Here is a 26,737-nt window from a genome sequence, read left to right as displayed (position 1 = left end):
TGTAAAAGCCGTTCAAATGATTCTTTTTTTTATCTTTTTATTGCGTGCATTTACGATTATAAAATGATAACATGATTACATAGAACCATTTTCATCACAGGCATCATAATTGCATCATAATCTGTTAATAACACTCGGCTGCCAGGAGGAGGGTCCAGTATGAAAATAGAAAGATTAAGTCAGGACAAGATACGGATTTTCCTTACCTTTGACGATTTGAGCGAACGCGGTATTCAAAAAGACGATATGTGGCAAGAAATTCCAAGAGTTCATGAGCTGTTTACCGAAATGATGGATCAGGCATACAGTGAACTGGGCTTCGACGCCACGGGACCGTTAGCTGTCGAAGTCTTTGCGCTTCCTGCTCAAGGAATGGTTGTTATCGTCACCCGGGGAAAATATGACCATCAACAGTATGGTTCGGGTCCCGATGAGGAGCTTCCAGAAGAAGTCTACGAAATGGAAGTCACGCTGGAGCATAGCGATTCCATCGTTTACGCGTTTAGCGATTTCGAAGTTCTCATAGAAGCGGCTCATATGCTTCGTAGCAACACTACGGAAGCAGGTAAGCTGTATCATTATAGAGGAAAATGGATTCTGCATTTGGAACCAGAAGAAGTAGAGGAGTCCAAGCTTGCGGCTTTAATCGCGGTTCTTGCTGAATTTGGAGAAGGCTCATCCGTTACACCAGCTATGTTGGAAGAATACGGCAAGCTGGTCATTCCTGAACAGGCAGTTGCTGTCATCTGCACTCATTTTGACAGCCGTTCTTGATTCGTTTTATTGAAAGTGATATCGAAGTGAATTTGTCGGCTCTGCGCTGAAAGCAGGGCCGACTCATTTTTATGGAGGGATGATGATCGGTGCTTCTGTTTTCGGTTTTAGCGGCAGCCACAGCGCCGGGTCTCGCCTTATTGATGTATTTTTACTTGAAGGACAGGTATGATTCGGAGCCACTGCACATGGTTATTAAAGTGTTTTTGCTCGGCTTTTTGGTGGTTCTTCCTGTCATGATTTTTCAACGCGGGCTGCTGCTTTGGCTAGGGGATCACACGTTAATCCAGGTATTTGGCATTTCAGCCGGAGTGGAAGAGTTTTTTAAATGGTTTCTGTTGTATCACATCATCTATAATCATACCGAGTTCGACGAGCCTTATGATGGTATTTTGTATGCAGCCGCAGTCTCACTCGGATTTGCAACGGTTGAAAATCTGTTATATGCCTGGGCGGGGCATGCTTCGATTAGCATGATGCTGATGCGATCATTGCTACCGGTATCCGGTCATGCGATGTTTGGCGTAATGATGGGCTACTACATAGGGAAGGCCAAGTTTTCAAAGGGCTTGAGGAGCAAATACATGTTGTTGCTGTCATTGGTGCTTCCATGGTTCTGGCACGGAGTATACGATTTGATTTTGACGAAATTTTCGCATGACTGGATCTGGTTTATCATTCCACTGATGGCATTTCTATGGTATGGGGGAATGGCGAAGATTAGTCGAGCCAATAACCGTTCTCCTTTTCGCTTGTTAAAGCGGGAAGAAAAGGTTAATATGTAACGAAATGGGACACACTGATCTGACAACCTGTTAGAGAAAGAGGTGTCTTTTTTTTGCGTATAAAAGTAAGAATTCATTGTAAAAGATGCGGGGAACGTTTTGTGCTGAGAGGACGTATAGAGCAAGGACAGATTCAGACCGGCTTTAAACGCTGCATTTGCGATAACTGTGAGTTTATTGTTGAAGTCATGGAAAAGCATGCATAAGAGAGCTTTCTTCTTGTCACACTATCGGTAGTGTAATTGAAGAAAGGAGACTCCCAATATGTATAAGCGACTTAGTTCGGTATTGTTCCCGATTGTTGCCCTGCTCATGATAGGAGCATTTGTGTGGGGTTATCGGGAAAGCCAGATGAGAAAAGAGGTGTCTCTTCAGGCAAAAAGCATGTCGATTAAAGCGGAAAATCAATATCAGCGTGCGTTTCATGATTTGTCGTTTCATATGGATCAATTGCATTCCCAACTTGGTAATGCGGTTGCTGTCCATAATACTTCACACGCGATGCATCGCAAGTGTTTGATGAACGTGTGGAGAATTACAAGTGAGGCCCAAAATGAGGTCAATCAGTTGCCTCTCAATGTAATGCCGTTTAACCATGCCAAGGATTTGCTGTCACATGTATCTACATTTTCGTATCAGACTGCCGTACGTGATCTGGATCACGAGCCTTTGAATGAGAAAGAAATATCCAATCTAAAAACGTTATATAAAAATTCCAGAGAAATTTCGAAAAATATGCATGAAGTCCGGCAAAAAGTTCTTAGCAAAAACTTGCGATGGACGGATGTGGAAGCTGCCCCAGGCTCCCAAACGGGTCCAAAGGATAACACCATTGTTGATGGCTTCAAGACGGTGGACAAAAAGGTGGAGGGCTACAAGGAACTGGATTGGGGACCTTCTGTAGCAAGTATCTATGACAAGCGCTCAGTGAAAAAATTGAATCTCCCGGTCGTGGATGCGGCGCAAATTAAGCGGAATGCTGCCCAGTTTACAGGAAAACCAGAAAGCCAGATTCGTGTACAAGAAAACGGTAAAGGAACGGAATGGGCATCTTATACAGCTACCCTGCTAAATAAGAAGCAACCCGTGGCCAGTATGGATTTCACGAAAAAAGGCGGCAAGCTTATTTCTTATCATGACATGAGGGCAGTAGGTCCTAAAAAAGCAACACGTAATGAAGCGATTCGCTATGCTAGTGAATACCTTGAACAAAAAGGTTACAAAGGAATGAAGCCAGTTGCGTATGATGAAAGCGGGAATTTAGCTAACATTACATTTGCGAGCCAACAAGGGGACGTGATTATCTATCCAGAAAAAATCACAGTCAGATCAGGCCTTGATAACGGACAAGTGATCGGTTTTCAATCCAGTGATTATGTGTATGAGCATAGTCATCTCCGCCACATTCCGCAAGCGAAATTGGATTTGAATGCAGCACGAGCAAAATTGAATCCTGAGTTTCGTGAAACTTACCACCGTAAAGCCTTAATTGAAAATGAACTTTCGAATGAAGTTCTGTGTTATGAATTTGGTGGTAAAATCAATGGTTCCGTTTACCGGATATACATTAACGCCAATACAGGGATGGAAGAAACGATTGAAGAGGTTAAAGATTCAGATGAACCTCAGGTTACTGCAAGTAATGCGTAGTTGATTACATGAAAATGAATCAATAGTCACTCTAAACCTCCTTCATGAAGGAGGTTTTTTGTGCTTTAGTCATAGATCGAACAAATATAATGCTTAATATAGGCATAAAGTCGTGGTATTATATACCTTAATTAGAGCTTTTAATGGACAAGGATGGTGGATCATTTGTTTCCCAAAATTAATGATGTGTTATACATACAAGTGGCTGGTACTGACCATAAGGACGAGATTTTTGAATTTAAGTCTCGTATTGCGGAAGAGGAGTCACAGAACTTTCTAATTGAAATTCCTATGTCACAAACAAGTGGGCATTTGAAAAAATTGTTTCTAGGGGAAGAACTGTCTATATTTTTTATGAGCGAGGGAGGTATTAAAAATTATTTCAATACCCACGTTACGGGTTTTAAAGAGGATATCCTCCGGATGGTTCGCATCCACAAACCTGCTCCAGACAGCATCAGCAAAATTCAGCGCCGAAACTTTCTTCGGGTTAAGGCCAACTTGGAAATTGCGGTAAAGCATGTTGAGAACGAGTCCAGATTTGTAGCAGAGACACATGATGTGGGAGGCGGAGGCGTTTCTTTTCAGACCCAGGGAACTCATCATCTTGAAGAAGGAGAATCATTATCTTGCTGGATTTTGGTCCCTTATAAAAACGGAACTCAAGAGCATGTTCCGTTCCAATCTGAAATTGTACGTATTCAGCAGATGGAAAACGGGCGCAGACTCATTATGCTGAAATATGAGAAAATTGCTGATCAGGAGCGCCAAAAACTGATTAAATATTGTTTTGAACGGCAGCTGGAATTCCGGGAAAAATCTTAATCATCCGAAATTTTTCTTTTTTAGTAACCTGTCGCTTATTTTGCATCGCCTATAAATGTGTGGTATAATTTTCACGTCGCAGGCAATGCCTGCTTTTTTCTTGAGGTTAGGTTAGGAGGAATTCCCTGTTGGCAAGGCAACATGTATCTTCAAGTAACAAAATAAATGTAGCCATTGATGGACCTGCTGGTGCAGGGAAAAGTACAGTGGCCCGCCTGGTGGCGAAAGCACTTTCTTATGTATATGTAGATACCGGCGCCATGTACCGAGCAGCAACGTGGTACATGATGTGTAAGGAAATTCCTGCAGAAAATGTACAAATAGTGCTTCAGCATGTACCTGAGCTGGTGATTGAATTAGTACCGGACCCCACAGGCCAAAAGGTTTATTGTAACGGGGAAGATGTAACCACTGTGATCCGTTCGATGGAAGTGACTAGCAACGTGTCACAGTATTCAAGTATTGCTGGTTTACGTACACGTTTGACTGAAAACCAGCGTGAAATGGCTGCACGCAAGGGTGTCGTTATGGATGGTCGCGATATTGGAACAACTGTACTTCCCGATGCGGAAGTCAAGGTGTTCATGACCGCAAGTGTTCAGGAACGTGCCTCTCGCCGTTTTAAAGAACTGAGCGAAACTGATGATATCACTCTGGAGCAGCTAGAACGTGACATTGCGGCACGTGACAAGCTTGACGAGGAGAGGGAGGTATCCCCGCTTCGTTGCAGTGAGGACGCCATCGTGCTCGATACGACCCATATGGGCATTCAGGATGTCGTTGATACGATCGTATCTTATTGCTTAACGGAGAAGGATGGAGAGATCAGCCAATGATATATACTGTATGCGCCAGTATTTTGCGTCTCATTTACCGCGTTCTGTTTAGACTTGAGGCGGTAGGCAGGGAAAATGTTCCTGCCGAGGGCGGAGTACTGTTGTGTTCTAATCATATTAGTAATCTTGACCCTCCTACAGTCGGTATTTTGTTGAAGCGAAAGGTTCACTTTATGGCAAAAGCCGAGCTGTTTAATGTTCCTGTACTAGGTCCACTCATTGGGAAACTGGGAGCTTTTCCAGTCAAACGCGGTGGTGTAAGTAAGGAATCCATTAAGCTGGCATTGAACATTTTGCGTGACGGTAAGGTTATGGGGATCTTTCCCGAAGGCTCCAGAGGAGCTGGGGGAATCGGTAAAAAGGGTGCTGCAAGCTTTGCGCTACGCAGTGGAGCGGCTGCCGTTCCGGTCGCCATCATTGGTGATTACAAGCTTTTCCGTAAAACGAAAGTGTTATACGGTAAACCTGTCAATTTGGACGCTTACCAAAAGGGTGCCGATATCGAAGGAGATCCGCTTGAACTGGCAACAGAAGCAATTATGTCTCGTATTCGCACGATGAAGGAAACGGGTAAGCCTACGAATAACTGAAAGGCTTGCATGAATTGTGTCTAAGCTCGGAAAACTAGAACAAAAGTTTATTTATGTTTTGAACTCTGCCATGCGCAGGTTTAAATAAATGGTTTTTTTTGAATTGAGGAGGGTATTGACATGTCGGAAGAAATTAAAAATCAAGAAGCTGCTGAAGCGGCAAATCAAGACGAGCTCGATCAAATCGTCTCCCTGAAAAAAGGTGACACCGTTAAGGGTACAATCGTGAAATTGGAAGATAACCAAGCGGTAGTAAGCATTGGATATAAATACGATGGAGTTATTCCAATTCGCGAGTTGTCTTCTGGTCTGGATAACGCAGAAGAAGCAGTACAAGTAGGCCAAGAGGTTGAAGCTAGAATTATCAGCATCGACGATGGAAAAGAAAAACTTGTTCTGTCCAAACGTGCAATCGACAGTGAAAATGCTTGGGAAAAGTTGGAGCAACTGTTCGAAAGCAAAGAAGTATTTGAAGTCGTTGTAAATGATGTCGTTAAAGGTGGCATCGTGGTAGACGTAGGTCTGCGCGGATTCATCCCTGCATCCATGGTAGAACGTCACTTCGTTGAAGATTTCAGTGATTACAAAGGCCGCACATTGCGTGTTGTTGTAAAAGAACTGGATCGTGAAAATAACAAAGTGATCCTTTCTCAAAAAGACGTTCTGGAAGCAGAATTCGAAGCCAACAAGCTTAAAGTAATGGCTGAGCTGAAAGAAGGTCAAGAAATCGTAGGTACGGTTCAACGTCTTACACAGTTCGGTGCTTTCGTAGATGTTGGCGGCGTGGACGGTCTGGTTCACGTATCTGAAATTGCTTGGACTCATGTCGATAAGCCTTCTGATGCAGTTTCTGAAGGAGATCAAGTGAAAGTGAAAGTCTTGAAAGTAGATCCTGAAAAAGGAAAAATCAGCCTGAGCATGAAAGCTGCACAGCCTGGTCCTTGGGAATCGGCTGCTGGACAATTCAACAACAATGACATCGTAACAGGTGTTGTAAAACGTCTGGTTAACTTCGGCGCATTCGTTGAAATCGCTCCTGGCGTGGAAGGTTTGGTTCATATTTCCCAAATTTCCCACAAACACATTGGAACTCCACAAGAAGTTCTGGAAGAAGGACAAGAAGTGAAAGTTAAAATTCTTGAAATGAATCCTTCCGAAAAACGTGTTAGCCTGAGCATTAAAGAAACTGAGGAAGCTCCTGAAGCTGCTCCTAAAGCAGAAAGAGCACCACGTGCATCTCGTGCACCTCGTGAGGAACTGAATAATCCTAACGTTTCCCTCAATAATTCCGGTCTGAGCATTACGCTCGGCGAGCGTTTTGGCGATAAGCTGAACAAATTTAAATGAGTTTAAATCAATACATTTTATAATAAGCATAACGTACACCATCGGCGGACCCAGAGGGTTCGCCGATTGTTGTTACGTGACCATATCGCCAATAGGTATGTTTTTTGCTATGATGATAGCGGAAGAATTGACAGGAGGAGTGAATTTATGGCAAGACCCGTTGTGGCTATCGTTGGTCGTCCGAATGTGGGTAAGTCCACTATTTTTAATCGGATTATCGGGGATCGTTTGTCCATCGTGGAAGATAAACCCGGAATCACTCGTGACCGTATATACGGTATATCGGAGTGGAATGGTAAATCCTTCAGTATTATTGACACCGGCGGCATTGAGATTGATGGTGAGGATGTCATTTTAAAATCCATCCGTATGCAGGCCGAACTTGCAATAGAAGAAGCAGATGTAATTGTATTCATGAGTGATGCGAAAGCAGGAATTACACAGTCAGATGAAGAGGTAGCTCAAATGCTATATCGTTCGGGTAAACCGATCATCGTAGCTGTCAACAAGGTGGACAACCTCAGTCGCGCCGATCTGATTTATGAGTTTTATTCTTATGGATTTGGTGATCCAATCGCTGTTTCTGGTAGTCATGGAACAGGGATAGGCGACTTGTTAGATGCCATTACGTCCAATTTGCCTGAGCTGGAAGAAGATCACTATGATGAAGACGTTATTCGTGTTGCCTTGATCGGCCGCCCAAATGTAGGTAAATCTTCACTGGTTAACGCCATTTTGGGAGAAGAACGGGTTATCGTTAGTGACATTGCAGGCACGACTCGTGATGCAATTGATACACCTTTTGAAAAAGACGGTCAAAAGTATGTGCTGATTGATACGGCAGGTATGCGTAAACGTGGTAAAGTTTATGAAACGACCGAAAAATATAGTGTAATGCGTGCCATGCGTGCCATTGAGCGTGCAGATGTTGTACTGGTCGTTATTAACGGCGAGGAAGGCATTATTGAGCAGGATAAGCACATTGCTGGCTATGCTTATGAAGCGGGTAAAGCATCGCTGTTTGTCGTTAACAAATGGGATGTCGTGGACAAGGACGATAAAACGATGCACCAGTTTGAAACGAAAATTCGCGATCACTTTCTGTTTATGACATATGCTCCGATTGTGTTCTTGTCTGCAAAAACGAAGCAACGCCTGCAAAAGCTGCTTCCTGTTGTACAGCATGTGGCGCAGCAGCATGTGTTGCGTATTCAGACACATTTGCTGAATGATGTAATTTCCGATGCGGTTGCCATCAATCCTCCACCAACAGACAAGGGACGTCGTCTGCGCATTAACTATGTGACCCAGGTTGCTGTTAAGCCGCCTACGATGGTTGTATTCGTAAACGATCCAGAAATAATGCACTTCTCGTATGAGCGTTATCTGGAGAACAAAATTCGCGCCGCCTTCAATTTTGAAGGAACTCCAATTCGTATCTTTACACGGCGCAAGTCTGACGAAAGTTAGGAGCGAATAGGTTGATTTTACAAATCGTTGCCATCGTACTCAGTTACTTGCTTGGCTCTGTCAGCTTTAGTTTGCTGTATGGAAAATTAAAAGGAATCGACATTCGCCAGCATGGAAGCGGCAATGCCGGTGCGACGAATACGCTGCGTGTGCTTGGAAAAGGCCCAGCTATTCTGGTGCTGCTGCTGGACGTACTTAAAGGGGTTATTGCAGTGCTAATAGGGCACTGGTTAGGTGGACAATCATCCTGGGGACCGGGTTTGTGCGGCATTGCGGCGATTGCGGGCCATAACTGGCCGGTATATTTTCACTTCCGTGGAGGAAAAGGTATTGCGACTGCTATTGGTGTATTGGCATCGCTTGCCTTACTGCCCGCACTATATGCCGGAATCATTGCGATACTTGCAATCGTAATGACGCGTTACGTATCCTTGGGATCGCTCATTTTTGTCATTTTGACCCCCTGGATATTACTCGTGCTTGGTTATGCATGGCCGTTATTCTGGACGGCTCTAATCATTTGTCTGTTCGCTGTGTGGAGACACCGTACCAACATAGTCAAGCTGGTACGGGGGAATGAGAATAAGCTTGGCTCCAAAGGAGGAGATCGTCTTGTCTGAGAAAATAGCTGTGCTGGTCGCGGGGAGTTGGGGAACAGCCCTGGCTTCCGTTCTTGCGGCCAATAACAACAATGTCTCTGTCTGGACGAGAAACGAGCAGCAAGCAGCTGAAATCAATGAGAAGCATACGAATGAGCATTATTTACCAGGCTCCATTTTGTCTGATCGCATTTCAGCTACAACTGACATGCAGACTGCGGTATCTGGTGCTAGAGCAGTGATTATCGTATCTCCTTCGGCTGCTGCTCGTCAGGTAGCACGTAGTCTGAAAGCTCATTTTAGCAAGGATATGCTGGTAGTGCATGCCATTAAAGGTTTTGAAACTGAAACGCTTAAACGTATGTCCACGGTGATCTCGGAAGAACTGGAAGTCGCGGAGGGCGATATTGCCGTGCTGTCTGGTCCGAGTCATGCGGAAGAAGTGGTGAAGAAGTGTCCTACAACGGTCGTTGTAGCTTCCTCTAATGAGAAGGCTGCACAGGCTGCACAGGGGCTGTTCATGAACTCCTATTTCCGCGTCTATACAAACCGTGATTTGCTCGGCGTGGAACTGTCCGGGGCGCTAAAAAACATTATCGCATTGGGTGCGGGAATGTCAGACGGACTTGGTTTCGGTGATAATGCCAAAGCGGCTTTATTGACTCGTGGATTGGCTGAAATTACCCGTGCCGGAGTTGAGATGGGTGCTAATCCATTAACCTTTGCCGGCCTGGCTGGTATTGGCGATCTAGTGGTCACTGCAACGAGTCGTCACAGTCGCAACTGGCGTGCAGGGTCCCTATTGGGACAGGGCCAGCAGCTTGATGCTGTGCTAGAATCGATGGGCATGGTCGTAGAAGGTATTCGAACGACAAAAGCTGCATACGCCATCTCTCAAAAATTAGGTGTTCAGATGCCTATTACAGAGGTGCTGTATGGAGTACTGTTTGAAGGACGTGACGTCCGTAAGGCCGTTGAGGCGCTGATGGGTCGCGATCCTAAGACCGAGATGGAAGTCATGCCACTTCAAACTTGGGAGCAATGGCATTCTTAAGGGTCGGATGAGCTTTAATAATATAAAGGCTGTCTCATGGTAGATTTTTTCTATAATGAGATAGCCTTTTTTAGTTAGGCGTTTGGCATGTCTTATGTACGCTTAATCACCTTTTGTCTCCGCCACTCATAGACTGAGTTGAGCAATGGCGGAGGAGGGGAGATTGTGAATAAAAACTTTCCGAAAGATGCATTGAAGGCCATTAACAAAAAAGGTGGCAAAAACATATCCGAAAATGCAGTGAAAAAGCTGGCAGGCACGGTAAAGGCGGACACGCTTCAAAGCGAAGCGCAACTGCGTCAGCTTATCAAGCAGGTGTCTGCGATGGCCAACATTCCGGTGTCGGAAGATACAGTAAGGGATATCGTTGGTGCCGTCAAAAAGAGCGGAATGAATCCTTCCAATATGGAAGCGTTGATGAAAATGATGATGAAAAAATAGACCGCTGGCCGCACGCCGGTTAGTATTATTCACCGTGAACCGGGAAGGTTCGCGGTTTTTTTTATATTTTGGAGCAGCTAACCTCTTTTTCAGTACACAAAATATCGAACTGCCCTGTCGAACATGTTATAATGATGCCCATCAGGAAACGGAAGGAAAGACAGCAAAGGAGGAAACGATGTTGAAGGAGGCAATATCATCAGTGTTAGTAGACAGGCTTCCTCACAATCTGGCAGTTGCGCTGAGTAGCTTGGCTGAGAGCTGGTCAAAAGTGTCGGTTCCGTGGATGCTGGGGGGGAGCTGTTCACTACTTGTGCAAGAAGTTGAACTGGATCGCCTGCCTCGGGACATTGATATTTATGCGGATATTCATGCTGCAAAGCAGCTCCATGCGCACCCCCTGGGTATGAGTATAGATCGACAGCAGGTTGACCGTAGCGGCTCTTACGTTTCATTGCTGAGCCACTATGACTTGGAGGGTTTTCCAGTCGAGTTGGTGGGGGGATTTGAGGTATTATGTGGCGGAGCGTTATACCGCTTAGAGATCGAGCGACTACTTTGGTCGGCTGGGGTTCAGCTTGAGCTGGGGAGTGCTTCACTGCGTCTGATGCCGCTCAGTCATGAACTTTTATTCAATATATTGCGAAATCGACCCGACCGATATAAAGCGATTGCAGATGTTATGAAGCGCGACCCGCGACGTCATATCATTGTACTGAAGCAGCTACTAGTCAGTAATATTTGGAATGAGGAGCAATTGGACAAGCTTGCAGAACTTCTGCCTTGGCCAGAGTTGCACTCCGTCATCCTGATGGGCAATGAAGTATAAGCTGTGTGTGTTAGGAGAAAGACGACTGGAGGACCGTTCATGAATGTGCAGATTATGTTCAAGCCGTCAGGCAGGCGCGTACAGGTCGGTCAGGGTACGTCATTGCTTCAGGCTGCCCGTAAAGCGGGTGTATATATTCCCACTCGTTGTGACGGAAAAGCAGCCTGTCTGATGTGTAAGGTACAAATATCACCGGAATGGGCTGAATTCGCAGGCCAACCCAGCGATGCAGAGCAGCGTAAGCTGGGACCTTTACTGGATGAGGGAATACGCTTATCCTGCCAGGCGCGTGTCCAAGGCGATATGCAGGTAACCGTACCGGAGGATAGGCTTAAGGCGGCCATCAGGCGGCAACTGGAGCGTCAGGCGATGGATGATGAACTGTGGTAATGCCGATTATATCAGGAAAATAAAAAAGGATGGTTTCCGACGACTCTAAACGGTCAGGAGAAACATCCTTTTTTTATTTAGTCTAGCGACGAAGTCATGGGAGAGTCTTGCCCCGCATATATTAGGTGAGTGGACCCAAACGTAAAATATCGTTTCTGCAATGATCGCTGTGTCGTAATCTATTTTTTAAAAAACTAAACATATTTTACGGAGGGGATACATATGATGATATCAGTCCAAATGCATGTACGAGTTTACGCCGTTTCGCCGATTCCATCAGTCTCCTGAATCTCGGCGGCGGACGACTTCCGGGCATTTTAAAGGCTGTTCTGCCGCATCTGGGATCAAGCAGTTGGTTGAACACGAAGCGGATGCTCTTTAAGCATTTTTCCTTCGGAGACTTTTGAGGAGGGGATTTCATTGGAGAAAGTGGACATTTTTAAAGACATTGCCGAACGCACCGGAGGAGACATTTATCTTGGGGTCGTCGGCGCAGTCCGAACAGGAAAATCAACGTTTATCAAGCGGTTTATGGAGACGATTGTTCTGCCGAACATTACAAGTGAGGCGGACCGTGCCCGCGCCGTAGACGAGTTGCCGCAAAGTGCGGCAGGCAAGACGATCATGACGACGGAGCCTAAATTCGTACCGAATAATGCCGTCCAGATCAAAGTAACGGAAGGACTGGACGTGAATGTACGTCTGGTTGACTGTGTAGGATATGCAGTAGAAGGAGCAAAAGGGTACGAGGATGAAAATGGTCCGAGGATGATCTCCACACCATGGTTCGAAGAACCCATTCCTTTTCAGGAAGCGGCGGAAATTGGTACACGCAAGGTTATTCAGGAGCATTCGACGCTCGGTGTGGTAGTCACTACAGACGGCACGATTGCGGAAATCCCTCGCAGCTCTTATGTAGAGTCGGAGGAACGCGTCATTGAGGAGTTGAAGGAAGTTGGCAAGCCATTTGTTTTGGTTATCAACTCCACGCATCCGCGCAGTGATGAAACACTCCAGCTTCGCAGTGAGCTGGCTGCCAAGTACGATATACCAGTTATGACACTCAGCGCGGCGACTATGACGGAAGATGATGTTACAGGCGTACTTCGTGAAGTATTGTATGAATTTCCGGTGCATGAGGTGAATGTAAACCTGCCGAGCTGGGTCATGGTACTGAACGAAGAGCACTGGCTGCGTAGCAATTATGAAAATTCCGTTCGCGATACGGTTAAAGATATTCGACGTCTGCGTGATGTAGATCGAGTGGTTGGCCAGTTTATGGAATATGAATTCATCGACAGGGCCGGATTGAGCGGGATGAATATGGGGCAGGGCGTAGCTGAAATTGATCTGTATGCTCCCGATGAGCTATATGACCAGATTTTGGTCGAAGTCGTCGGGGTAGAGATTCGCGGCAAGGATCATTTGCTGCAAATGATGCAGGATTTTGCCCATGCCAAACGGGAGTACGACCGCTTCGCCGAGGCGCTGGAAATGGTCAAGACAACGGGATATGGCATTGCAGCGCCGTCATTGTCCGAAATGGCACTAGACGATCCGCAGTTGATTCGTCAGGGCACAAGGTTTGGTGTGCGGCTCAAGGCAACAGCACCTTCCATACACATGATCCGTGTGGATGTGGAATCGGAATTTGCTCCGATTATCGGAACAGAGAAGCAAAGTGAGGAGCTTATGCGCTATCTGATGCAGGATTTTGAGAATGACCCAATCAAAATTTGGGAGTCAGACATTTTCGGACGTTCGCTGCATTCCATTGTACGGGAAGGCATTCAGGGTAAAATCGCTATGATGCCGGACAATGCACGCTATAAGCTGCAGGAAACGCTGGGTCGTATCATTAATGAAGGCTCCGGCGGTCTCATTGCTATTATTCTTTAAGGCTAAGCCACACCCAAAAAAATGTATAAGAGAAATACCGTGGAGAGCAATTGGCTCTCTATGGTTCGCAAAAACAAAATATTAGACTGACCTCTAAAACCAGACAGGGGTAGCCATGGACGAGAAAATAAAGTCCTAGACTACCTCTGTTTTTATTGAGCTTTTCGTTTCTCCTAGCGGGATTTAGGTTCAAATGTAACAATCCGATTAATGAGTTTCACAACGTGATTACCCTGGTAGTCATTTTCATATTTGGTCTCTTTCAACGTAGCACCGAGGCTTATTTAATTTGCAATGAACGATTCTTATAATCGATATAGCAATTGACTGGCTATTTATTAAAAGCGTTGTTCTGGCATTCGGCAGGACACCCCAAATATTCAAATACTCTGCGTCCAGGTTCGTCAATCGGTAAGTACACTTCAATTCCAGGATACATGTGGCTGCTTACAGAAAGATGAATTTGCTTGTAGCGAATGGGGGCTAAATCGGCCATGGCTCCCATTCTGGCCAAAATGATTTTAGAGTGCTCAACTTCATTTGATGAGTCCTTTGGCTGCATACTCCAATATTTATTAAGATCGTCGTATTTTCGAAATCTGTCAATTAACTTTTTATACCAATGGTCGTATCGGGAAAACATGTTATACCTTTTGAAAGCTTGTATCCCGTAAATAGCATGAGACTCCCACTCTTCGAACGACTCAGCATCGAAGGTAGAACGGGGACGAATGGAAAAATCGGAGTTAAAATGAAAATCAACTTTATTCAGTTTTCCATTCATAAAAGAATCGGAGGGGATATCAAATAAATGGCGAAACGGCTCATTTAACCCCTTGATATCTAAGGTATGAGTAACGATCATTGCCGGAAATGGCAAATTACTCATGATCTGCTGCGCTTGCTCCAGAGCCAGCTCCAGAGACCGTCCCTCCAATTCGTAATGGATCGGAAGATAATCAGCGGCGAGAAGAAGATCATTGCGCTCATCTGAAGTGCACTCCAGATACTCAGCAATATGGATCATCGTTTGCCGATCCGGTATTCGACGAGACCGTCCAACCAATAGATTTTTATACGTAGGACATGCCTCATCATTAAGCTCCTGCTGAGTAAATCGTTTCAATAACGGGTGAGATAGCTCAGTATATTCCCGTTGACGTTTCATGCGAACAGCTTCAATCTCTCCCAATACGATTTTTAATGTTTTATATTGGAAGTCCTCGTCCTTGTGCATGGTCATCCTTTTTCAATCCTTTTCATAATGAGGTGTAGTTCTACACTTGGTGCAGATGATTCCCTACAGTATACTACATTGTGAAAAAGGTGAGCTATTTACAAGAGGTTCTCAATGATAATCATGGAGGAGATCGTATGATTCGTGCAATTGTAACAGATCCGTTTGCTTCAGGATATTTCGCGATAAAGGAAGCTGTCGCCCCACAGGCCCAGCCTTGGGAAGCGATCGTTCAAGTACAGGCCTTCTCTCTTAATCGGGGTGAAGTTGTAGATGCAAGGAATAATGGAAGACAGATCAGACCAGGCTGGGATTTTGCTGGGATCGTCATCGAGCAGGCCAAAGATGGCACGGGTCCGAAACAAGGAAGCCGTGTGGTAGGCCTTCTCCAAATGGGAGCATGGGCCGAACAAGTTGCTGCCCCTACTTCATTACTGGCTGAATTTCCCGATGATATTACCTTCGCCCAGGCTGCTACTTTACCGGTAGCCGGTCTGTCAGCGCTCTATACGCTTAGAAAAGGAGGAATGCTGCTCGGTAAGCGAATATTGATAACTGGCTCGACTGGCGGAGTTGGGATTTTTGCACACCAGCTAGCAGCGCAATCAGGAGCTTTTACAGTAGGTGTAGCCAGAACCAAGGGAAAAGCTCTACTTGTTCAAGAGGCTGGTGCTAATGAGGTTATCGTTGGAGATACGGCGATTTCATCGGTTGATACATTTGGACCTTATCATCTAATTTTGGATTCAGTAGGTGGTGATACGCTAGCTGCATTACTACCTCAGCTTGTGCCAGAAGGGATTTGTGTATCCATGGGACATTCGTCCTCACCTTACGCAACGATTAATATCAGGGGCTTAGGGGGTAGGACCTTGTACAGCTTCTTTCTAGGAGAGGAGATAAATCGCTATTCGCCAGCGGAAGATCTGAAATTACTAGGTGAGCTTGTTTCAAAAGGCCAGTTAGTACCAAGGATCGAAGTGGAGGCATCGTGGAAGGAAATTGGAACTATTGCTCAACAACTGATAGATCGGAAGTTTTCTGGTAAAGCAGTGCTCCAAATAAGTTAGATGGGAGCGTCCTCATATTGAAAATGACAAGGAGATTGTATCTCCAGGCTAGTCTCCGCTCATGATGTTCACATTTTAAGCATAAGCAAAAATCGACCCTGTGGCGTACCCTGTCAAATAGAGAACTAAAAAGACACCTCTATGCAGCAACCGTTCCCCGTTATTCAATCGGGGGCGGTTGTTTAATTTTTTTGTGGAATTGTCGTATTTTGTCATATGTAGTCGGAATTTTTTCTATATTTCATAAAACCTATTTACATACTTGGTTTAAAGCGATATATTAAGTATCAAATTTGAATTATTTTGTGGATTGAACGAGGGGGAAATGAAATCATGAATATCCAAAAAGAGCTCCAAAGAAACAAAAAGCTAGGGCTGGGGGCTATCATGCTACTGGTGCTGGTTTTGCTGGTCACTGCATGTGGCGTGCCGAAGACAGAGAGCGGCACTCAAGGGACAAGCACTGCAGGATCGAATACAACAAACGGAAAAACGGACAATTTAAATCTAAAGGGTAAACGGGTTGCGTTGATCATGGAGTTTAACACGGGCACATTTTCGCAACAGTATGTTCAAGGTGTGGAAGAGGAAGTTAAGAAATTTGGCGGTACGCTGACTAAGTTTGTGGCAGATAACGATAAGGCTAAAATGGCTTCTCTGCTTGATAGTGCGATTAACCAGCAATTTGATGTCATTTTGACTGATCACGGTGATGCATTGCTGGAGACAGGGCTGAAAAAAGCAATTTCCCGCAATATTCCGGTTATCGTGTTTGATGCTGCCGTCAATGTTCCGGGTGCGGTAGTGCTCTCACAGGATGACCAAAGCATGGCTGAGCTGACGCTGGAGCAAATGAAAAAGGATATCGGTGGCAAAGGCAACATTGTGAAAGTATGGGTTGCCGGATTTGCACCGATGGAACGTCGTCAGGTTGCTTATGGTGCATTTTTGAAATCCAATCCAGATATTAAAGAAATTGCGACTTTTGGTTCGGCTCAGAATCCTGCGTTGGATACGCAAGCCAAAATGGAAGCTGTATTAAAGCAATATCCTAAGGGCGAAATTACAGCCGTCTGGGCGGCGTGGGATGAGTTTGCCAAAGGTGCAGCCCGTGCCATCCAACAAGCGGGACGTACGGAAATTAAAGTCTACGGCATTGACATGAGCGACGAGGACTTGCAAATGATCCAGGACCCGAAAAATCCTTGGGTGGCCTCGGCAGCCGTAGATCCAACAGATATCGGGCGCGTACAAGTGCGCTATGCATATCAGAAGTTGCATGGGGATAATCCGGAGGAGAAAGTTGTACTGAAGGCTGTATATGTGCAACGCGAAGCGCTGCCAGATAAGCAAATTTCCACATCCGAGCTGTCCCAATATGTGAAGGGATGGGGCCAAAGCGAGCAGGGCTATAAGGATTGGATGAAGGAATATGAAACGTCCAAATAAAATGTTTGCATAACGCAAAGGCGCGCTTCGGCGCGCTTTTATCATAAGCAGGCGTGAGGGGGCACCATGAGTTCACAAGTATATACATTGGAAATGAAAAAAATCAGCAAACAGTTTGCTGGTGTAGATGCGCTGCGAGCTGTGGATTTTACGGTGCAGGGTGGCGAAATTCACGCTCTGCTGGGCGCCAACGGGGCAGGGAAAAGCACATTGATGAAGATTTTGTCCGGTGCGTATCGTTCCGATCAGGGAGCTATCGTAGTTGGTGGGAAGGAACTGAACATTAGTTCACCGTGGGAGGCCAAAAGGGCGGGAATTCACTGTGTGTATCAGGAGGTCGATTCAGCGCTTGTACCTCAGTTAAGTGTCGCTGAAAATATTGTAATGGACGATTTATCTGCACCTGATGGTCGATGGTGGGCTGCACCGGGTTCTATGCGCAGACGAGCGCGTGAGGCATTAGCACGTCTGGAGGTAGATATTGACGTAAGACGATATGTGTCTGAATTGACGTTGGCAGAAAAACAGCTTGTGCTTATTGCACGCATTCTGACACAGCAAGCAAATACCATCATTTTTGATGAGCCTACGGCGCCGCTCAGCGAGGAAGAAACGCGACGTTTGTTCCGCACAATCCATACACTCAAGGATGAGGGAGTTGCATGTATCCTCATCACACACCGATTGCCGGAGGTTATCGAACACAGTGACCATGTTACGGTGATGCGTGATGGTGAGCGCGTGTTCACGGGGCCTGCCTCTGATTTAAGTGTAGGCGACATCGTAACGCATATGCTTGGGAAAACATTTGAAGAGGAGTTCCCAAAAACAGAGGCACCGATTGGTGAAACGGTATTGGAAGCGAAAGGGCTTCACAAAGGCTTACGAGTGCACGGCGTTGATTTACAGGTCCGATGTGGTGAAATTCTCTCTATTGTGGGTTTGGTTGGTGCAGGCAAGACAGAGCTGTCACGACTTCTTACAGGAGCAGACAAGCCGGATAAGGGAGAGCTGACCTTTAAAGGTCGCTCCATTCGATTGAGAGAGCCAGCGGACGCGGTAGCTCAAGGAATTGTGTCGATACCTGAGGAGCGGCGTAAGCAGGGGGTGCTAATTGAGGAGAGTGTGGAAAGAAACCTCAGCCTTCCGCTTTTGGGCAAACTGAGTGTCCTTGGTTTCATCAGTCGGCATAAAGAACGAAATAACGGTAATGGGATTGTCGCCTCTCTCGGTATTAAGACGCCATCGCTCCGCCAGAATGTTAAATATTTAAGTGGTGGGAATCAGCAAAAAGTTGCGATTGGAAAATGGTTACATTCTGGAGCGGATGTATTTGTTTTTGACGAGCCAACCAAAGGTGTAGATATAGGGGCAAAAAGTGATATTTTCCGTATCATTGGCGAGTTGGCGGAGCAAGGAAAAGCGATCATTTATCTAACCTGTGAATTTGCTGAAGGGATTGGCATTGGTGATCGGATTGCAGTGATGTATGATGGCAAAATTATAAAGGAATTTGCGCGGGGCGAAGTGGAACAGGAACAGCTTCTGTTGTATGCCAGCGGCGGTGAAGAGGTGCATTCATGAAGGAAAAATGGTTAAACGTCTCATTTCGTTACGGTGCCGTAGTTGTCATTATAGGTGTGTTAGCGTTTTTTTCATCTACATTACCTTATTTCTGGACGTATGATAATTTAATGGACATTCTTGGCTCAATTGCCATTGTGACTTTCGTTGCCATTGGTGTGACGTTGTCACTTATTGTGGACGGTTTTGACCTATCGGTGGGAGCTACAGTATCTTTGACAACGGTCGTTTCAGCTTCTTTGATGGTCTGGTATGAGCAGCCTGTTGCGGTGGTCATTATTGTGTCTCTGGTTGTCGGTGCTTTGGTAGGACTGTTGAATTCATTACTGATTATTAAACTGCGTATTCCTGATTTGCTCGCAACCCTTGCAATCATGTATATTGTAAGCGGGATTCACAAAACGTACGCCCAGGGCTATACCATATACAATCATATGCAGTTTCCCGATGGCAGCAAGGCGCCGGGGGAGATATCTCCTGCATTTCTTTTGCTGGGGCAAGGTAAATGGTTGGGTATCCCGATTTCAGTTATTTTACTGTTGCTGGCTGTGGCAGCGGTGCATGTTTTCTTGACCTATACAAAGCATGGGCGTCAAATGTATGTAACGGGTGGAAATGAGGAAGCTGCTCGTCTGTCGGGCATACGGGTAAAAAAAGTCCGTACTCTGGCCTATGTTGCTTCAGGCGTATTTGCGGCGATTGCCGGTATTTTGTATGCCTCGCGAGTAGGCTCAGGCCAAATTGACGCGGGTTCCCCCTTACTCATGGAGGCGGTAGCTGCAGTATTCGTCGGTTTTTCGGTCTTTGGTGCTGGTAAACCCAATGTCATTGGTACATTTATTGGTGCAGTGTTGATCGGTGTGTTGGTTAATGGACTAACGATGATGAATGTGCAATATTTTGCCCATGATATTGTCAAAGGAGTAGTGCTGGTACTTGCGCTGGCCGTTACTTTTTACGTGTTAAACCGTCGTCGTACTTGAAATTGTCTGTGGACTGTATTACTATAAACCTTGTTCCACGCAAGAAGGGTGCCATAAAACGCCAGTTTCGGCCTATATTGCGGAGGTTAGGTATATTCTATGTATATTTAACGACGAAACGGAAACAGATGATAACATTATGGAAGGCAGTACGCCGCCCGGGTTATTTTATACAGGCGACCTCATATCGGTCATTAACACCGATAACCTTAATGCTGGACTACACTTGAATTGGGAGGTGAATATTATGAATAAAACGGATTTGATCAATCAGGTTTCTGAAAGCACTGAATTGTCCAAAAAGGACGTAACCAAAGCAATCGATGCAGTATTTGAGGCGATCTCTGGAGCGCTGCAAAGCGGAGATAAGGTGCAACTGGTAGGTTTCGGGAACTTTGAGGTTCGTGAACGTTCCGCACGTAAAGGACGTAACCCGCAAACAGGAGAAGAAATCGAAATCCCTGCGAGCAAAATTCCGGCATTTAAACCGGGTAAAGCGCTCAAAGACGGAATTAAATAAGATTTCTTACATATTCCCAATGCGCTGAAAAGACCGTGAATTTGATTCACGGCCTTTTCTTTTTGTCCTGTTTACTTCGTGGTAGAGGTGCTATGGACTGGAGAAGAGGAAGCTGTTCTGCCGTTTCGCGAGGAATAAGCGATCAGCACTAGGGGTTCACCTGTTAGCTCAGCAAATTCATGCTCCAGCTGTTGAAGTCGTTCGATTTGGGCAGGACTGAGATTGGCGGGAAGATAGTTTTTCATCAGATCCGTTCCTTTCTTTAATGGATGGGACTGCACGGATAGTATGGCTCGGGACACGCTAATTGTTGCAGGTAGCGAAGGAAGCATGTAGTTGACAAAACAAGCTTGAATCTCCATCATAAAAAGTATAGCTTCGGCTCTCAGGGAGGAAAAGGACATGGAAGATAACGTGACGGGTAGTAGTGAGTACGTCGTAATTAAAGCGAAAAGCAACGGATGTCAGGTTTTTGGTCTGACCAGAGGTCAGGATACACGCTTGCATCATTCAGAAAAATTGGACAAGGGCGAAGTACTGATCGTCCAATTTACGGATCATACTTCTGCTATTAAAATTCGCGGCAAAGCCGTTGTGATGACCAAGCACGGGGTAGTAGATACGGAGGATTAAAATGCAGGCATAGCCTGCTTTTTTTTGTTGTAGAATGAGAGTGAGGACCTTTACCGTAGCAAACCCACATTATGAGGTAGAGGTCAGGGGAGGCTCTGATGAAACCTTGGATTGTATTCGGTGGCTCCATTCTCATAACCATCGCAGCAGCTGTGTTGCTGCCGTCCTTACAGGTGCTGGACTCAGGAACCGCAGCAGTTCGCGAGACACAGGCGACGATTTCGCCTCAGCAACGGGTGCTGCTGTCGGATGACAATCTGGTGGATACGCTGAATGAGCTGCCGTTGACCACACCGATTGCAAGCGCAAGCTGGGAACATTCAGTCCTGACCCTGGATGTCAAGCTGTCTAAGGAAGAAACTGCCCCACTAGAGATTTATCAAAACATGGCGGAGCTTGCCGCTTTTAGCTTTTACGGAACGACGAATGTACGGCAATTGCTGCTTCGGGTGGTAACGCAGGACGAATGGTCAGGAGAACGTCATTTGCTGCTTGCATCCGATATACGCCGGAACGAGTGGACGAACGAGGCATTGGAACAGCTGAGAAGCCGGGAAGGCGCGGAATTGCCAGAGGATTTGAAGTCCCGTTTCCGCATTACGGTAACGCCCATGTGGCAAAACAGGTTTAACGGTGTATATACAGATTAGATGTTTCTGCCGGTGGACCTACAGTACTTTAGTCGCGAATCATTTTAAATTGTGATATAATATAAGGCATTGCAATTATTTGAGTATAGCAGAAAGTCATGTCTCGGAGGCTTAGGATGAAACCGTATCGCGTACCCCAATTAGCAAGGAAATATGTGGAATACGACATGATTCAACAACATACGGAAATGCCGGCTTTTCCTGACAGCCGTACCCGTTTGATGTTTGTGTTTTTGAACCGGAATGCGCAGGAGCTGCATGCCAGTGAGGACGAACTGTACGCATTGGTAACCTCGCTTGTGCAGATGGGGCTGGATACGCATGATATGATTGATACTTTATCCGGTATACGGAGCCCGGAGGAGATGCGTTCCAGACAGCTGAAAGTGTTAGCTGGGGACTATTTTAGCAGTCGTTTTTATCAGCTGCTTGCACTGGCAGGCCGCATCACGGCCATTTCGAAGCTGAGTGATGCTGTATGTGAAGTGAACGCAGGGAAAATGAATCTGTACTGGGGAATGAAGCAATTCCGATTGGATGCAACTCAGTATTTAACTCAGATGGTTCGTTTCAAAAAGGAGCTTTTTTTATCATTCACTTCACTTGTAGCAGAACAGGATCAGGAAATTTGGAAGCAGCTTCTCAACAAATTTGCCCTCTGTGATACCTTGGTGGAGGAATGGGGCAAGCGGGCAGAACCGGACAAGTCCCGTTTCGGATATATGTTCTGGCATATTTATGGTAACGGGGACCGGAACGAGCAGGCATTGCTTTCAGGGAGTGGTACTGACACTGAAGCATGGCGTAAGCTTGTTCTGAAATACAAAGCCGAGGATGCGATACTGGACAAGCTTCGCACGGCTGTTACACACATCAGGCATATCCTGTCAGATGATCAAAATACAGGGATCGAGGAATTTGAACGCATGCTTGAGCCTTTCCAAAAGCTGCTAAATAGTCCGCACCCAGTTGTGAGGGAAGGTTAGGTGAACGTGATGGGATCAAGCGACACCAAGCCGAAAGAGCAATTCGTTCATGGTGTGTTTGAAAGCATAGCAGGTAAATACGATTTGATGAACGATATACTGAGCTTTCGCAGACATAAGGCTTGGCGGAAATTTACGATGAAAAAAATGAACATGCATCGCGGCGATACGGCAATTGATCTTTGCTGTGGTACATGTGATTGGACGCTTGCGATGGCACGAGCAAGTGAAAGTGGTCACATCGTAGGACTCGATTTTAGTCAGAACATGCTCAATGTTGGCGAGCGTAAGATTACATCAGAATCCCGTGAAAAGCAAATTAAGCTTGTTCAGGGCAACGCGATGGAACTACCTTTTGAAGATAATTCATTTGATTATGCGACGATTGGTTTCGGTCTGCGCAACGTGCCTGATCTGCGCCACGTGTTACAGGAGATGCAACGAGTCGTCAAACCTGGCGGGCAGGTCGTATGTCTGGAATTGTCCAAACCTACTTGGCAGCCGTTCAAGGGAATTTACTACACATATTTTCAACACATCTTGCCCATGCTCGGCAAATTGTTCGCCAAACGTTATGAGCAGTATAAATGGCTCCCTGATTCGTTGGCGCTTTTTCCAGGAAGGGATGAGTTGGCTGGCATCTTCCGTGAAGTCGGATTGAAGGATGTTCAGGCTCATTCTCTCACCGGAGGCATTGCGGCATTGCACATTGGAATCAAGGAGAGTCAGCATGTTTAAGAAAATTGCTATTTTTTTGGAAATGATTAAAATTGAACATACGTTATTTGCGCTCCCATTTGCATTCATGGGGGCTGTATTGGGGTCTGTTATCGTGACAGGCAACCTTCCCTCTTGGCCGCAGATCGGCTGGATTCTGCTAGCTATGGTTGGCGCACGTAGCGCGGCTTTTGGCTTCAATCGTATGATTGACCGGGTGATTGACGGGAAAAATCCGCGCACAGCAGGACGCGCTATCCCGGCGGGGTTGCTCAAATCGAGCGAAGTGGTGATTTTCATTATCGTCAGTTTGGTGTTGTTATTCTGGGCATCATTCAAGTTAAGTCCGCTGGCGTTCAAGCTGTTCCCGCTGGCCTTTTTTATGCTCGTTTTTTATTCTTACACCAAGCGTTTCACTTGGCTTTGCCATATTGTGCTTGGTCTGACCATTGGTTTGGCGCCACTCGGCGCGTGGGTTGCAGTAACGGGACAAATAGATTTGACTGCTATCGTACTATATCTCACGATTGCATTTTGGACGGCGGGATTTGATGTAATTTATGCTTGTCAGGATATAGATTTTGACCAAAACGAAGGAGTTTATTCTATTCCTGCCCGTTTTGGTGTAGCAGGTGCGTTGAACATCGCTCGGGCATTCCACGTCATTACGGCAATCGGATTTATTGTACTGTTCTTTATTGCAGATTTAAGCTGGTGGTATCTGGCGGGCATGATTATTTCGTACATTATTTTATTTTATGAACACTATATCGTATCTCCAAAAGATTTGAGTCGTTTGCAGACGGCATTCTTTACTATGAACGGTGTACTTAGCACTGTCGTGTTTGCCTTTACACTGATTGATTTGGTGGTGCGTCAATACTAATGAATAATCAGGTGAGCGGACATCAAGGCAAACGAATCGTTATTGGCATTACAGGCGCGAGCGGAAGCATTTATGGTGTGCGACTGGTAGAGACTTTGCTGGACTTGCAATACACAGTTCACCTGATCGTTTCCAATGCTGGCTGGCGGGTATTGAAAGAGGAGTTGGGCTGGAATGTGACTGACCGGGAAGGGGCTTTGAATGAACAATTCGGAGGCCGTCCCGGTTCTCTTGTATACCATCCGTTCACAGATATTGGAGCTTCGATTGCGAGTGGCTCTTATTTGGTGGATGCGATGATTATTATGCCATGCTCGATGGGGACGTTGTCAGCAGTAGCACACGGTTCGTCCGATAACCTTATGGCGAGAGCAGCGGACGTGATGATGAAGGAAGGTCGTCCGCTGATCCTTGTGCCTCGTGAAACACCTCTACATGCCATTCATTTGGAAAACATGCTTAAGCTTGCGAGACTCGGCGTCAAAATGATTCCGGCTATGCCGGCTTTTTACTTTCATCCGAAGACGCTGGATGATATTGTGCTGTTCCTCGTAGGCAAAGTATTGGACAGCTTGCGTATAGAACATCAACTGTTTACGAGATGGGGGGATTCCGATGCCGACGCCGGACACCAAGACAATCACAATCGGAAAAATTAAATATACAAACGCTTGGCCTATTTTTCATTATTTTAATCCTTCTGAGCTTCTCCATTCGGCGGAGATGGTTTCTAAAGTTCCGGCTGAATTGAATCGAGGTATGCTGAATGGGAGTTTGGATATCAGTGCGATGTCCTCCTTTGCGTATGCATCGGGTGCTGAGGAAATGCTATTGTTGCCGGATTTATCCGTCGGTGCAGATGGTCCTGTGCAATCCATTTTACTATTTTCACGCAAGCCGCTGGACGAAATCAAAAACGGAACCATTGCACTAACGAATACGTCTGCTACATCCGTGAATTTGTTGAAAATTTTGATGCAAAAGGCATGGGAAGGTCAGCCTTCCTATTTTGACTGTGAACCGGATCTTGACTTGATGCTGGAACAGGCAGATGCAGGGCTGCTGATTGGAGATCACGCGATTAAGGCATCTTGGCGAAGCGAAGGTCTGTATGTTACGGACCTCGGAGAAGAGTGGAAGCGCTGGACGGGCTATAGTATGACTTTTGCTGTATGGGCAGTACGACGTGCTGTTGCTGCTCAAAATCCCGCGGCGGTGGCTGAAATTGCAAGTGCGTTCCGCGTAAGCAAGCAGCGTAGTCTGTCGGACCTGACGCCTGTTATTTCTGAAGCATGCGAGGAAATTGGAGGTCTGCGAGATTATTGGGAGCGCTACTTTACTAATCTGTGTTATGATTTTGGAGAGAAGCAACAACAAGGTTTAGAGCTATATTTTCAGTATGCGCATGAACTGGGGCTGCTTGACCGACGAGTGAAGCCGCTTCTCTGGAGTGACAATACGCTGACACGGGTGAAAGAATGAAACGATTGGATTTGTTCGGTTTATTAAAGAAGGATATGAACTTTATAGAAGAAGAGTTGTATCGCAGTATCGACAGTACGGAGCCGTTGATTAATGATACGTCGCTTCATCTGCTTAAAGCAGGGGGCAAGCGTTTGCGTCCCGTATTTGTATTGCTGGGAGGCAAGTTTGGAGAATATGATCTGGACAAGCTCAAGCGTATAGCGGTACCTCTGGAACTGATTCATTCTGCCTCTCTCGTTCACGACGATGTGATTGACGATGCGGAAATGAGACGCGGTCAACCCACCGTGAAGTCCAAATGGGACAATCGGGTGGCTATGTACACCGGAGACTACATATATGCACGTGCGCTGTCTATTGCTGCTGGACTGCCGAATCCCGACATTCACAGGGTACTGTCTAAAGCGCTGGTACAGATGTCCATTGGTGAAATGGAACAAATTCGTGATTTTTTTAATGTGGATCAGAGTGTGCGGAATTATTTGCTTCGCATACGGCGAAAAACGGCATTGTTGATTGCGGTTAGTTGCCAGCTGGGAGCTATGGCTGCAGGGGCACGAGAAAGTGTCAATTCCCTGCTGTACAGCTATGGCTATAACGTAGGTATGGCTTTTCAAATTCAGGATGATCTGCTTGATCTGTGTGGCACGGAAAAAAAGATTGGCAAGCCGCCGGGCAGCGATATGAGACAGGGGAATATTACGCTTCCGGTGATTTATGCGCTTGAACAGCCTGAGTTGCGTGCCGATCTACTGGCTGAAATCCGCCGCATTCAGGATGGAGATGGGCAAGGAGACGCACGCAAAGCGGTGGATATGATCAAAAAAAGTGAAGGAATCGCTAAAGCTGAAATTCTCGCCGACCGATATATTAATAAAGCGCTAAACGCGCTGGACTTACTACCAGATGTCAAAACAAAAAAGACGCTACGCGATATTGCTCATTTTGTAACACGCCGCTCCTACTAAAGTTGTGTTTTGGGTTTGCTGTGACAAAATGCTTTAACCAGTTCCAAGCTTTCTGTTACAATACAGTTTAGTACTGTATA

29 protein-coding genes are annotated in these 26,737 nt (G+C 45.9%); 27 read left to right on the top strand and 2 right to left on the bottom strand.

Annotated elements, in window-relative coordinates:
* Window positions 1-159: 159 nt before the first annotated feature.
* From ACUUJN_RS16010 to spoIVA, 14 genes are all read left to right on the top strand, one after another.
* On the top strand, window positions 160-774 hold the full coding sequence (locus tag ACUUJN_RS16010) for a genetic competence negative regulator (RefSeq protein WP_013310751.1): 615 nt from the start codon (window positions 160-162) through the stop codon (window positions 772-774).
* Window positions 775-863: 89 nt separating this feature from the next.
* The gene (gene prsW, locus ACUUJN_RS16005) at window positions 864-1,559 is read left to right on the top strand and encodes a glutamic-type intramembrane protease PrsW (RefSeq protein ID WP_484668702.1); all 696 of its coding nucleotides are present in this window, start codon (window positions 864-866) and stop codon (window positions 1,557-1,559) included.
* 264 nt (window positions 1,560-1,823) lie between these two features.
* Window positions 1,824-3,209, top strand: a complete 1,386-nt coding sequence (gene ypeB, locus ACUUJN_RS16000) for a germination protein YpeB (protein ID WP_068941588.1) — start codon at window positions 1,824-1,826, stop codon at window positions 3,207-3,209.
* Window positions 3,210-3,374: 165 nt separating this feature from the next.
* Window positions 3,375-4,034 carry a flagellar brake protein gene (locus ACUUJN_RS15995; RefSeq protein WP_068941590.1) on the top strand — a complete coding sequence of 220 codons (660 nt, stop codon included), beginning with the start codon at window positions 3,375-3,377 and terminating at the stop codon, window positions 4,032-4,034.
* Between the two features lie 128 nt (window positions 4,035-4,162).
* Complete coding sequence (cmk, locus tag ACUUJN_RS15990; RefSeq protein ID WP_484668701.1) at window positions 4,163-4,870, top strand: (d)CMP kinase; 708 nt, start codon at window positions 4,163-4,165, stop codon at window positions 4,868-4,870.
* Complete coding sequence (locus tag ACUUJN_RS15985) at window positions 4,867-5,460, top strand: lysophospholipid acyltransferase family protein (RefSeq protein ID WP_013310746.1); 594 nt, start codon at window positions 4,867-4,869, stop codon at window positions 5,458-5,460. Before cmk ends, ACUUJN_RS15985 begins: the two co-directional genes overlap by 4 nt.
* A 120-nt stretch (window positions 5,461-5,580) precedes the next feature.
* On the top strand, window positions 5,581-6,807 hold the full coding sequence (gene rpsA, locus ACUUJN_RS15980; protein ID WP_013371699.1) for a 30S ribosomal protein S1: 1,227 nt from the start codon (window positions 5,581-5,583) through the stop codon (window positions 6,805-6,807).
* A 147-nt stretch (window positions 6,808-6,954) separates the two neighbouring features.
* Complete coding sequence (gene der / locus ACUUJN_RS15975) at window positions 6,955-8,277, top strand: ribosome biogenesis GTPase Der (RefSeq protein WP_013310744.1); 1,323 nt, start codon at window positions 6,955-6,957, stop codon at window positions 8,275-8,277.
* An 11-nt stretch (window positions 8,278-8,288) separates the two neighbouring features.
* Entirely contained in the window at window positions 8,289-8,897 is a 609-nt protein-coding gene (gene plsY / locus ACUUJN_RS15970) for a glycerol-3-phosphate 1-O-acyltransferase PlsY (RefSeq protein WP_023989186.1), read from the top strand.
* Window positions 8,890-9,930 (top strand): NAD(P)H-dependent glycerol-3-phosphate dehydrogenase, encoded by a 1,041-nt coding sequence (locus ACUUJN_RS15965; RefSeq protein ID WP_023989185.1) that lies wholly within the window; start codon window positions 8,890-8,892, stop codon window positions 9,928-9,930. The genes plsY and ACUUJN_RS15965 overlap by 8 nt, the downstream gene beginning before the upstream one ends.
* A gap of 165 nt (window positions 9,931-10,095) precedes the next feature.
* Window positions 10,096-10,371 (top strand): stage VI sporulation protein F, encoded by a 276-nt coding sequence (locus tag ACUUJN_RS15960; RefSeq protein WP_013310741.1) that lies wholly within the window; start codon window positions 10,096-10,098, stop codon window positions 10,369-10,371.
* Window positions 10,372-10,549: 178 nt separating this feature from the next.
* Window positions 10,550-11,200: a hypothetical protein gene (locus ACUUJN_RS15955; protein ID WP_068941592.1), complete on the top strand. Its 651-nt coding sequence runs from the start codon at window positions 10,550-10,552 to the stop codon at window positions 11,198-11,200.
* Between the two features lie 39 nt (window positions 11,201-11,239).
* Window positions 11,240-11,590: a 2Fe-2S iron-sulfur cluster-binding protein gene (locus ACUUJN_RS15950; RefSeq protein ID WP_028540631.1), complete on the top strand. Its 351-nt coding sequence runs from the start codon at window positions 11,240-11,242 to the stop codon at window positions 11,588-11,590.
* A gap of 420 nt (window positions 11,591-12,010) precedes the next feature.
* Window positions 12,011-13,489 (top strand): stage IV sporulation protein A, encoded by a 1,479-nt coding sequence (gene spoIVA / locus ACUUJN_RS15945; RefSeq protein WP_023989182.1) that lies wholly within the window; start codon window positions 12,011-12,013, stop codon window positions 13,487-13,489.
* Window positions 13,490-13,820: 331 nt separating this feature from the next.
* On the opposite strand, the gene ACUUJN_RS15940 is transcribed toward spoIVA, so the two are convergent.
* On the bottom strand, window positions 13,821-14,732 hold the full coding sequence (locus ACUUJN_RS15940; RefSeq protein ID WP_023989180.1) for an MmyB family transcriptional regulator: 912 nt from the start codon (window positions 14,730-14,732) through the stop codon (window positions 13,821-13,823).
* A 131-nt stretch (window positions 14,733-14,863) separates the two neighbouring features.
* On the opposite strand from ACUUJN_RS15940, the gene ACUUJN_RS15935 reads away from it, so the two are divergent.
* The 5 genes from ACUUJN_RS15935 (at window position 14,864) to ACUUJN_RS15915 (ending at window position 20,332) form a co-directional block, all read left to right on the top strand.
* Complete coding sequence (locus tag ACUUJN_RS15935; RefSeq protein ID WP_068941594.1) at window positions 14,864-15,796, top strand: zinc-binding dehydrogenase; 933 nt, start codon at window positions 14,864-14,866, stop codon at window positions 15,794-15,796.
* 333 nt (window positions 15,797-16,129) lie between these two features.
* Window positions 16,130-17,245 carry a sugar ABC transporter substrate-binding protein gene (locus ACUUJN_RS15930; protein ID WP_013310735.1) on the top strand — a complete coding sequence of 372 codons (1,116 nt, stop codon included), beginning with the start codon at window positions 16,130-16,132 and terminating at the stop codon, window positions 17,243-17,245.
* Window positions 17,246-17,311: 66 nt separating this feature from the next.
* A complete protein-coding gene (locus tag ACUUJN_RS15925) occupies window positions 17,312-18,829 on the top strand; it encodes a sugar ABC transporter ATP-binding protein (protein WP_068941596.1) in 1,518 nt (505 codons plus the stop codon).
* The gene (locus tag ACUUJN_RS15920) at window positions 18,826-19,812 is read left to right on the top strand and encodes an ABC transporter permease (RefSeq protein WP_013310733.1); all 987 of its coding nucleotides are present in this window, start codon (window positions 18,826-18,828) and stop codon (window positions 19,810-19,812) included. The genes ACUUJN_RS15925 and ACUUJN_RS15920 overlap by 4 nt, the downstream gene beginning before the upstream one ends.
* A 247-nt stretch (window positions 19,813-20,059) precedes the next feature.
* Window positions 20,060-20,332: an HU family DNA-binding protein gene (locus ACUUJN_RS15915; RefSeq protein ID WP_013310732.1), complete on the top strand. Its 273-nt coding sequence runs from the start codon at window positions 20,060-20,062 to the stop codon at window positions 20,330-20,332.
* A 71-nt stretch (window positions 20,333-20,403) separates the two neighbouring features.
* Here the strand turns inward: ACUUJN_RS15915 and ACUUJN_RS15910 are convergent, their stop codons facing one another.
* Window positions 20,404-20,697 carry a hypothetical protein gene (locus ACUUJN_RS15910; RefSeq protein ID WP_068941599.1) on the bottom strand — a complete coding sequence of 98 codons (294 nt, stop codon included), beginning with the start codon at window positions 20,695-20,697 and terminating at the stop codon, window positions 20,404-20,406.
* A gap of 37 nt (window positions 20,698-20,734) precedes the next feature.
* Between ACUUJN_RS15910 and mtrB the strand changes: the two genes are divergently transcribed.
* From mtrB to ACUUJN_RS15870, 8 genes are all read left to right on the top strand, one after another.
* The gene (mtrB, locus tag ACUUJN_RS15905; RefSeq protein ID WP_013310730.1) at window positions 20,735-20,965 is read left to right on the top strand and encodes a trp RNA-binding attenuation protein MtrB; all 231 of its coding nucleotides are present in this window, start codon (window positions 20,735-20,737) and stop codon (window positions 20,963-20,965) included.
* Window positions 20,966-21,063: 98 nt separating this feature from the next.
* A complete protein-coding gene (locus ACUUJN_RS15900; protein ID WP_023989175.1) occupies window positions 21,064-21,615 on the top strand; it encodes a hypothetical protein in 552 nt (183 codons plus the stop codon).
* 116 nt (window positions 21,616-21,731) lie between these two features.
* Entirely contained in the window at window positions 21,732-22,601 is an 870-nt protein-coding gene (locus ACUUJN_RS15895; RefSeq protein ID WP_028540634.1) for a heptaprenyl diphosphate synthase component 1, read from the top strand.
* A gap of 9 nt (window positions 22,602-22,610) precedes the next feature.
* Window positions 22,611-23,339 carry a demethylmenaquinone methyltransferase gene (locus ACUUJN_RS15890; RefSeq protein ID WP_023989173.1) on the top strand — a complete coding sequence of 243 codons (729 nt, stop codon included), beginning with the start codon at window positions 22,611-22,613 and terminating at the stop codon, window positions 23,337-23,339.
* Entirely contained in the window at window positions 23,332-24,204 is an 873-nt protein-coding gene (locus ACUUJN_RS15885; RefSeq protein WP_028540635.1) for a UbiA-like polyprenyltransferase, read from the top strand. The genes ACUUJN_RS15890 and ACUUJN_RS15885 overlap by 8 nt, the downstream gene beginning before the upstream one ends.
* Window positions 24,204-24,863 carry a UbiX family flavin prenyltransferase gene (locus tag ACUUJN_RS15880; protein WP_013310725.1) on the top strand — a complete coding sequence of 220 codons (660 nt, stop codon included), beginning with the start codon at window positions 24,204-24,206 and terminating at the stop codon, window positions 24,861-24,863. Before ACUUJN_RS15885 ends, ACUUJN_RS15880 begins: the two co-directional genes overlap by 1 nt.
* On the top strand, window positions 24,820-25,686 hold the full coding sequence (locus ACUUJN_RS15875) for a menaquinone biosynthetic enzyme MqnA/MqnD family protein (RefSeq protein ID WP_069079973.1): 867 nt from the start codon (window positions 24,820-24,822) through the stop codon (window positions 25,684-25,686). Before ACUUJN_RS15880 ends, ACUUJN_RS15875 begins: the two co-directional genes overlap by 44 nt.
* Window positions 25,683-26,657, top strand: a complete 975-nt coding sequence (locus tag ACUUJN_RS15870) for a polyprenyl synthetase family protein (protein ID WP_013310723.1) — start codon at window positions 25,683-25,685, stop codon at window positions 26,655-26,657. Before ACUUJN_RS15875 ends, ACUUJN_RS15870 begins: the two co-directional genes overlap by 4 nt.
* The last annotated feature ends 80 nt before the right edge of the window (window positions 26,658-26,737 follow it).

This window comes from Paenibacillus sp. LRG-1 (assembly GCF_057220305.1).
Note: the sequence above shows the minus strand (reverse complement) of the source record. Positions and strands in the feature narration are given on the sequence as shown.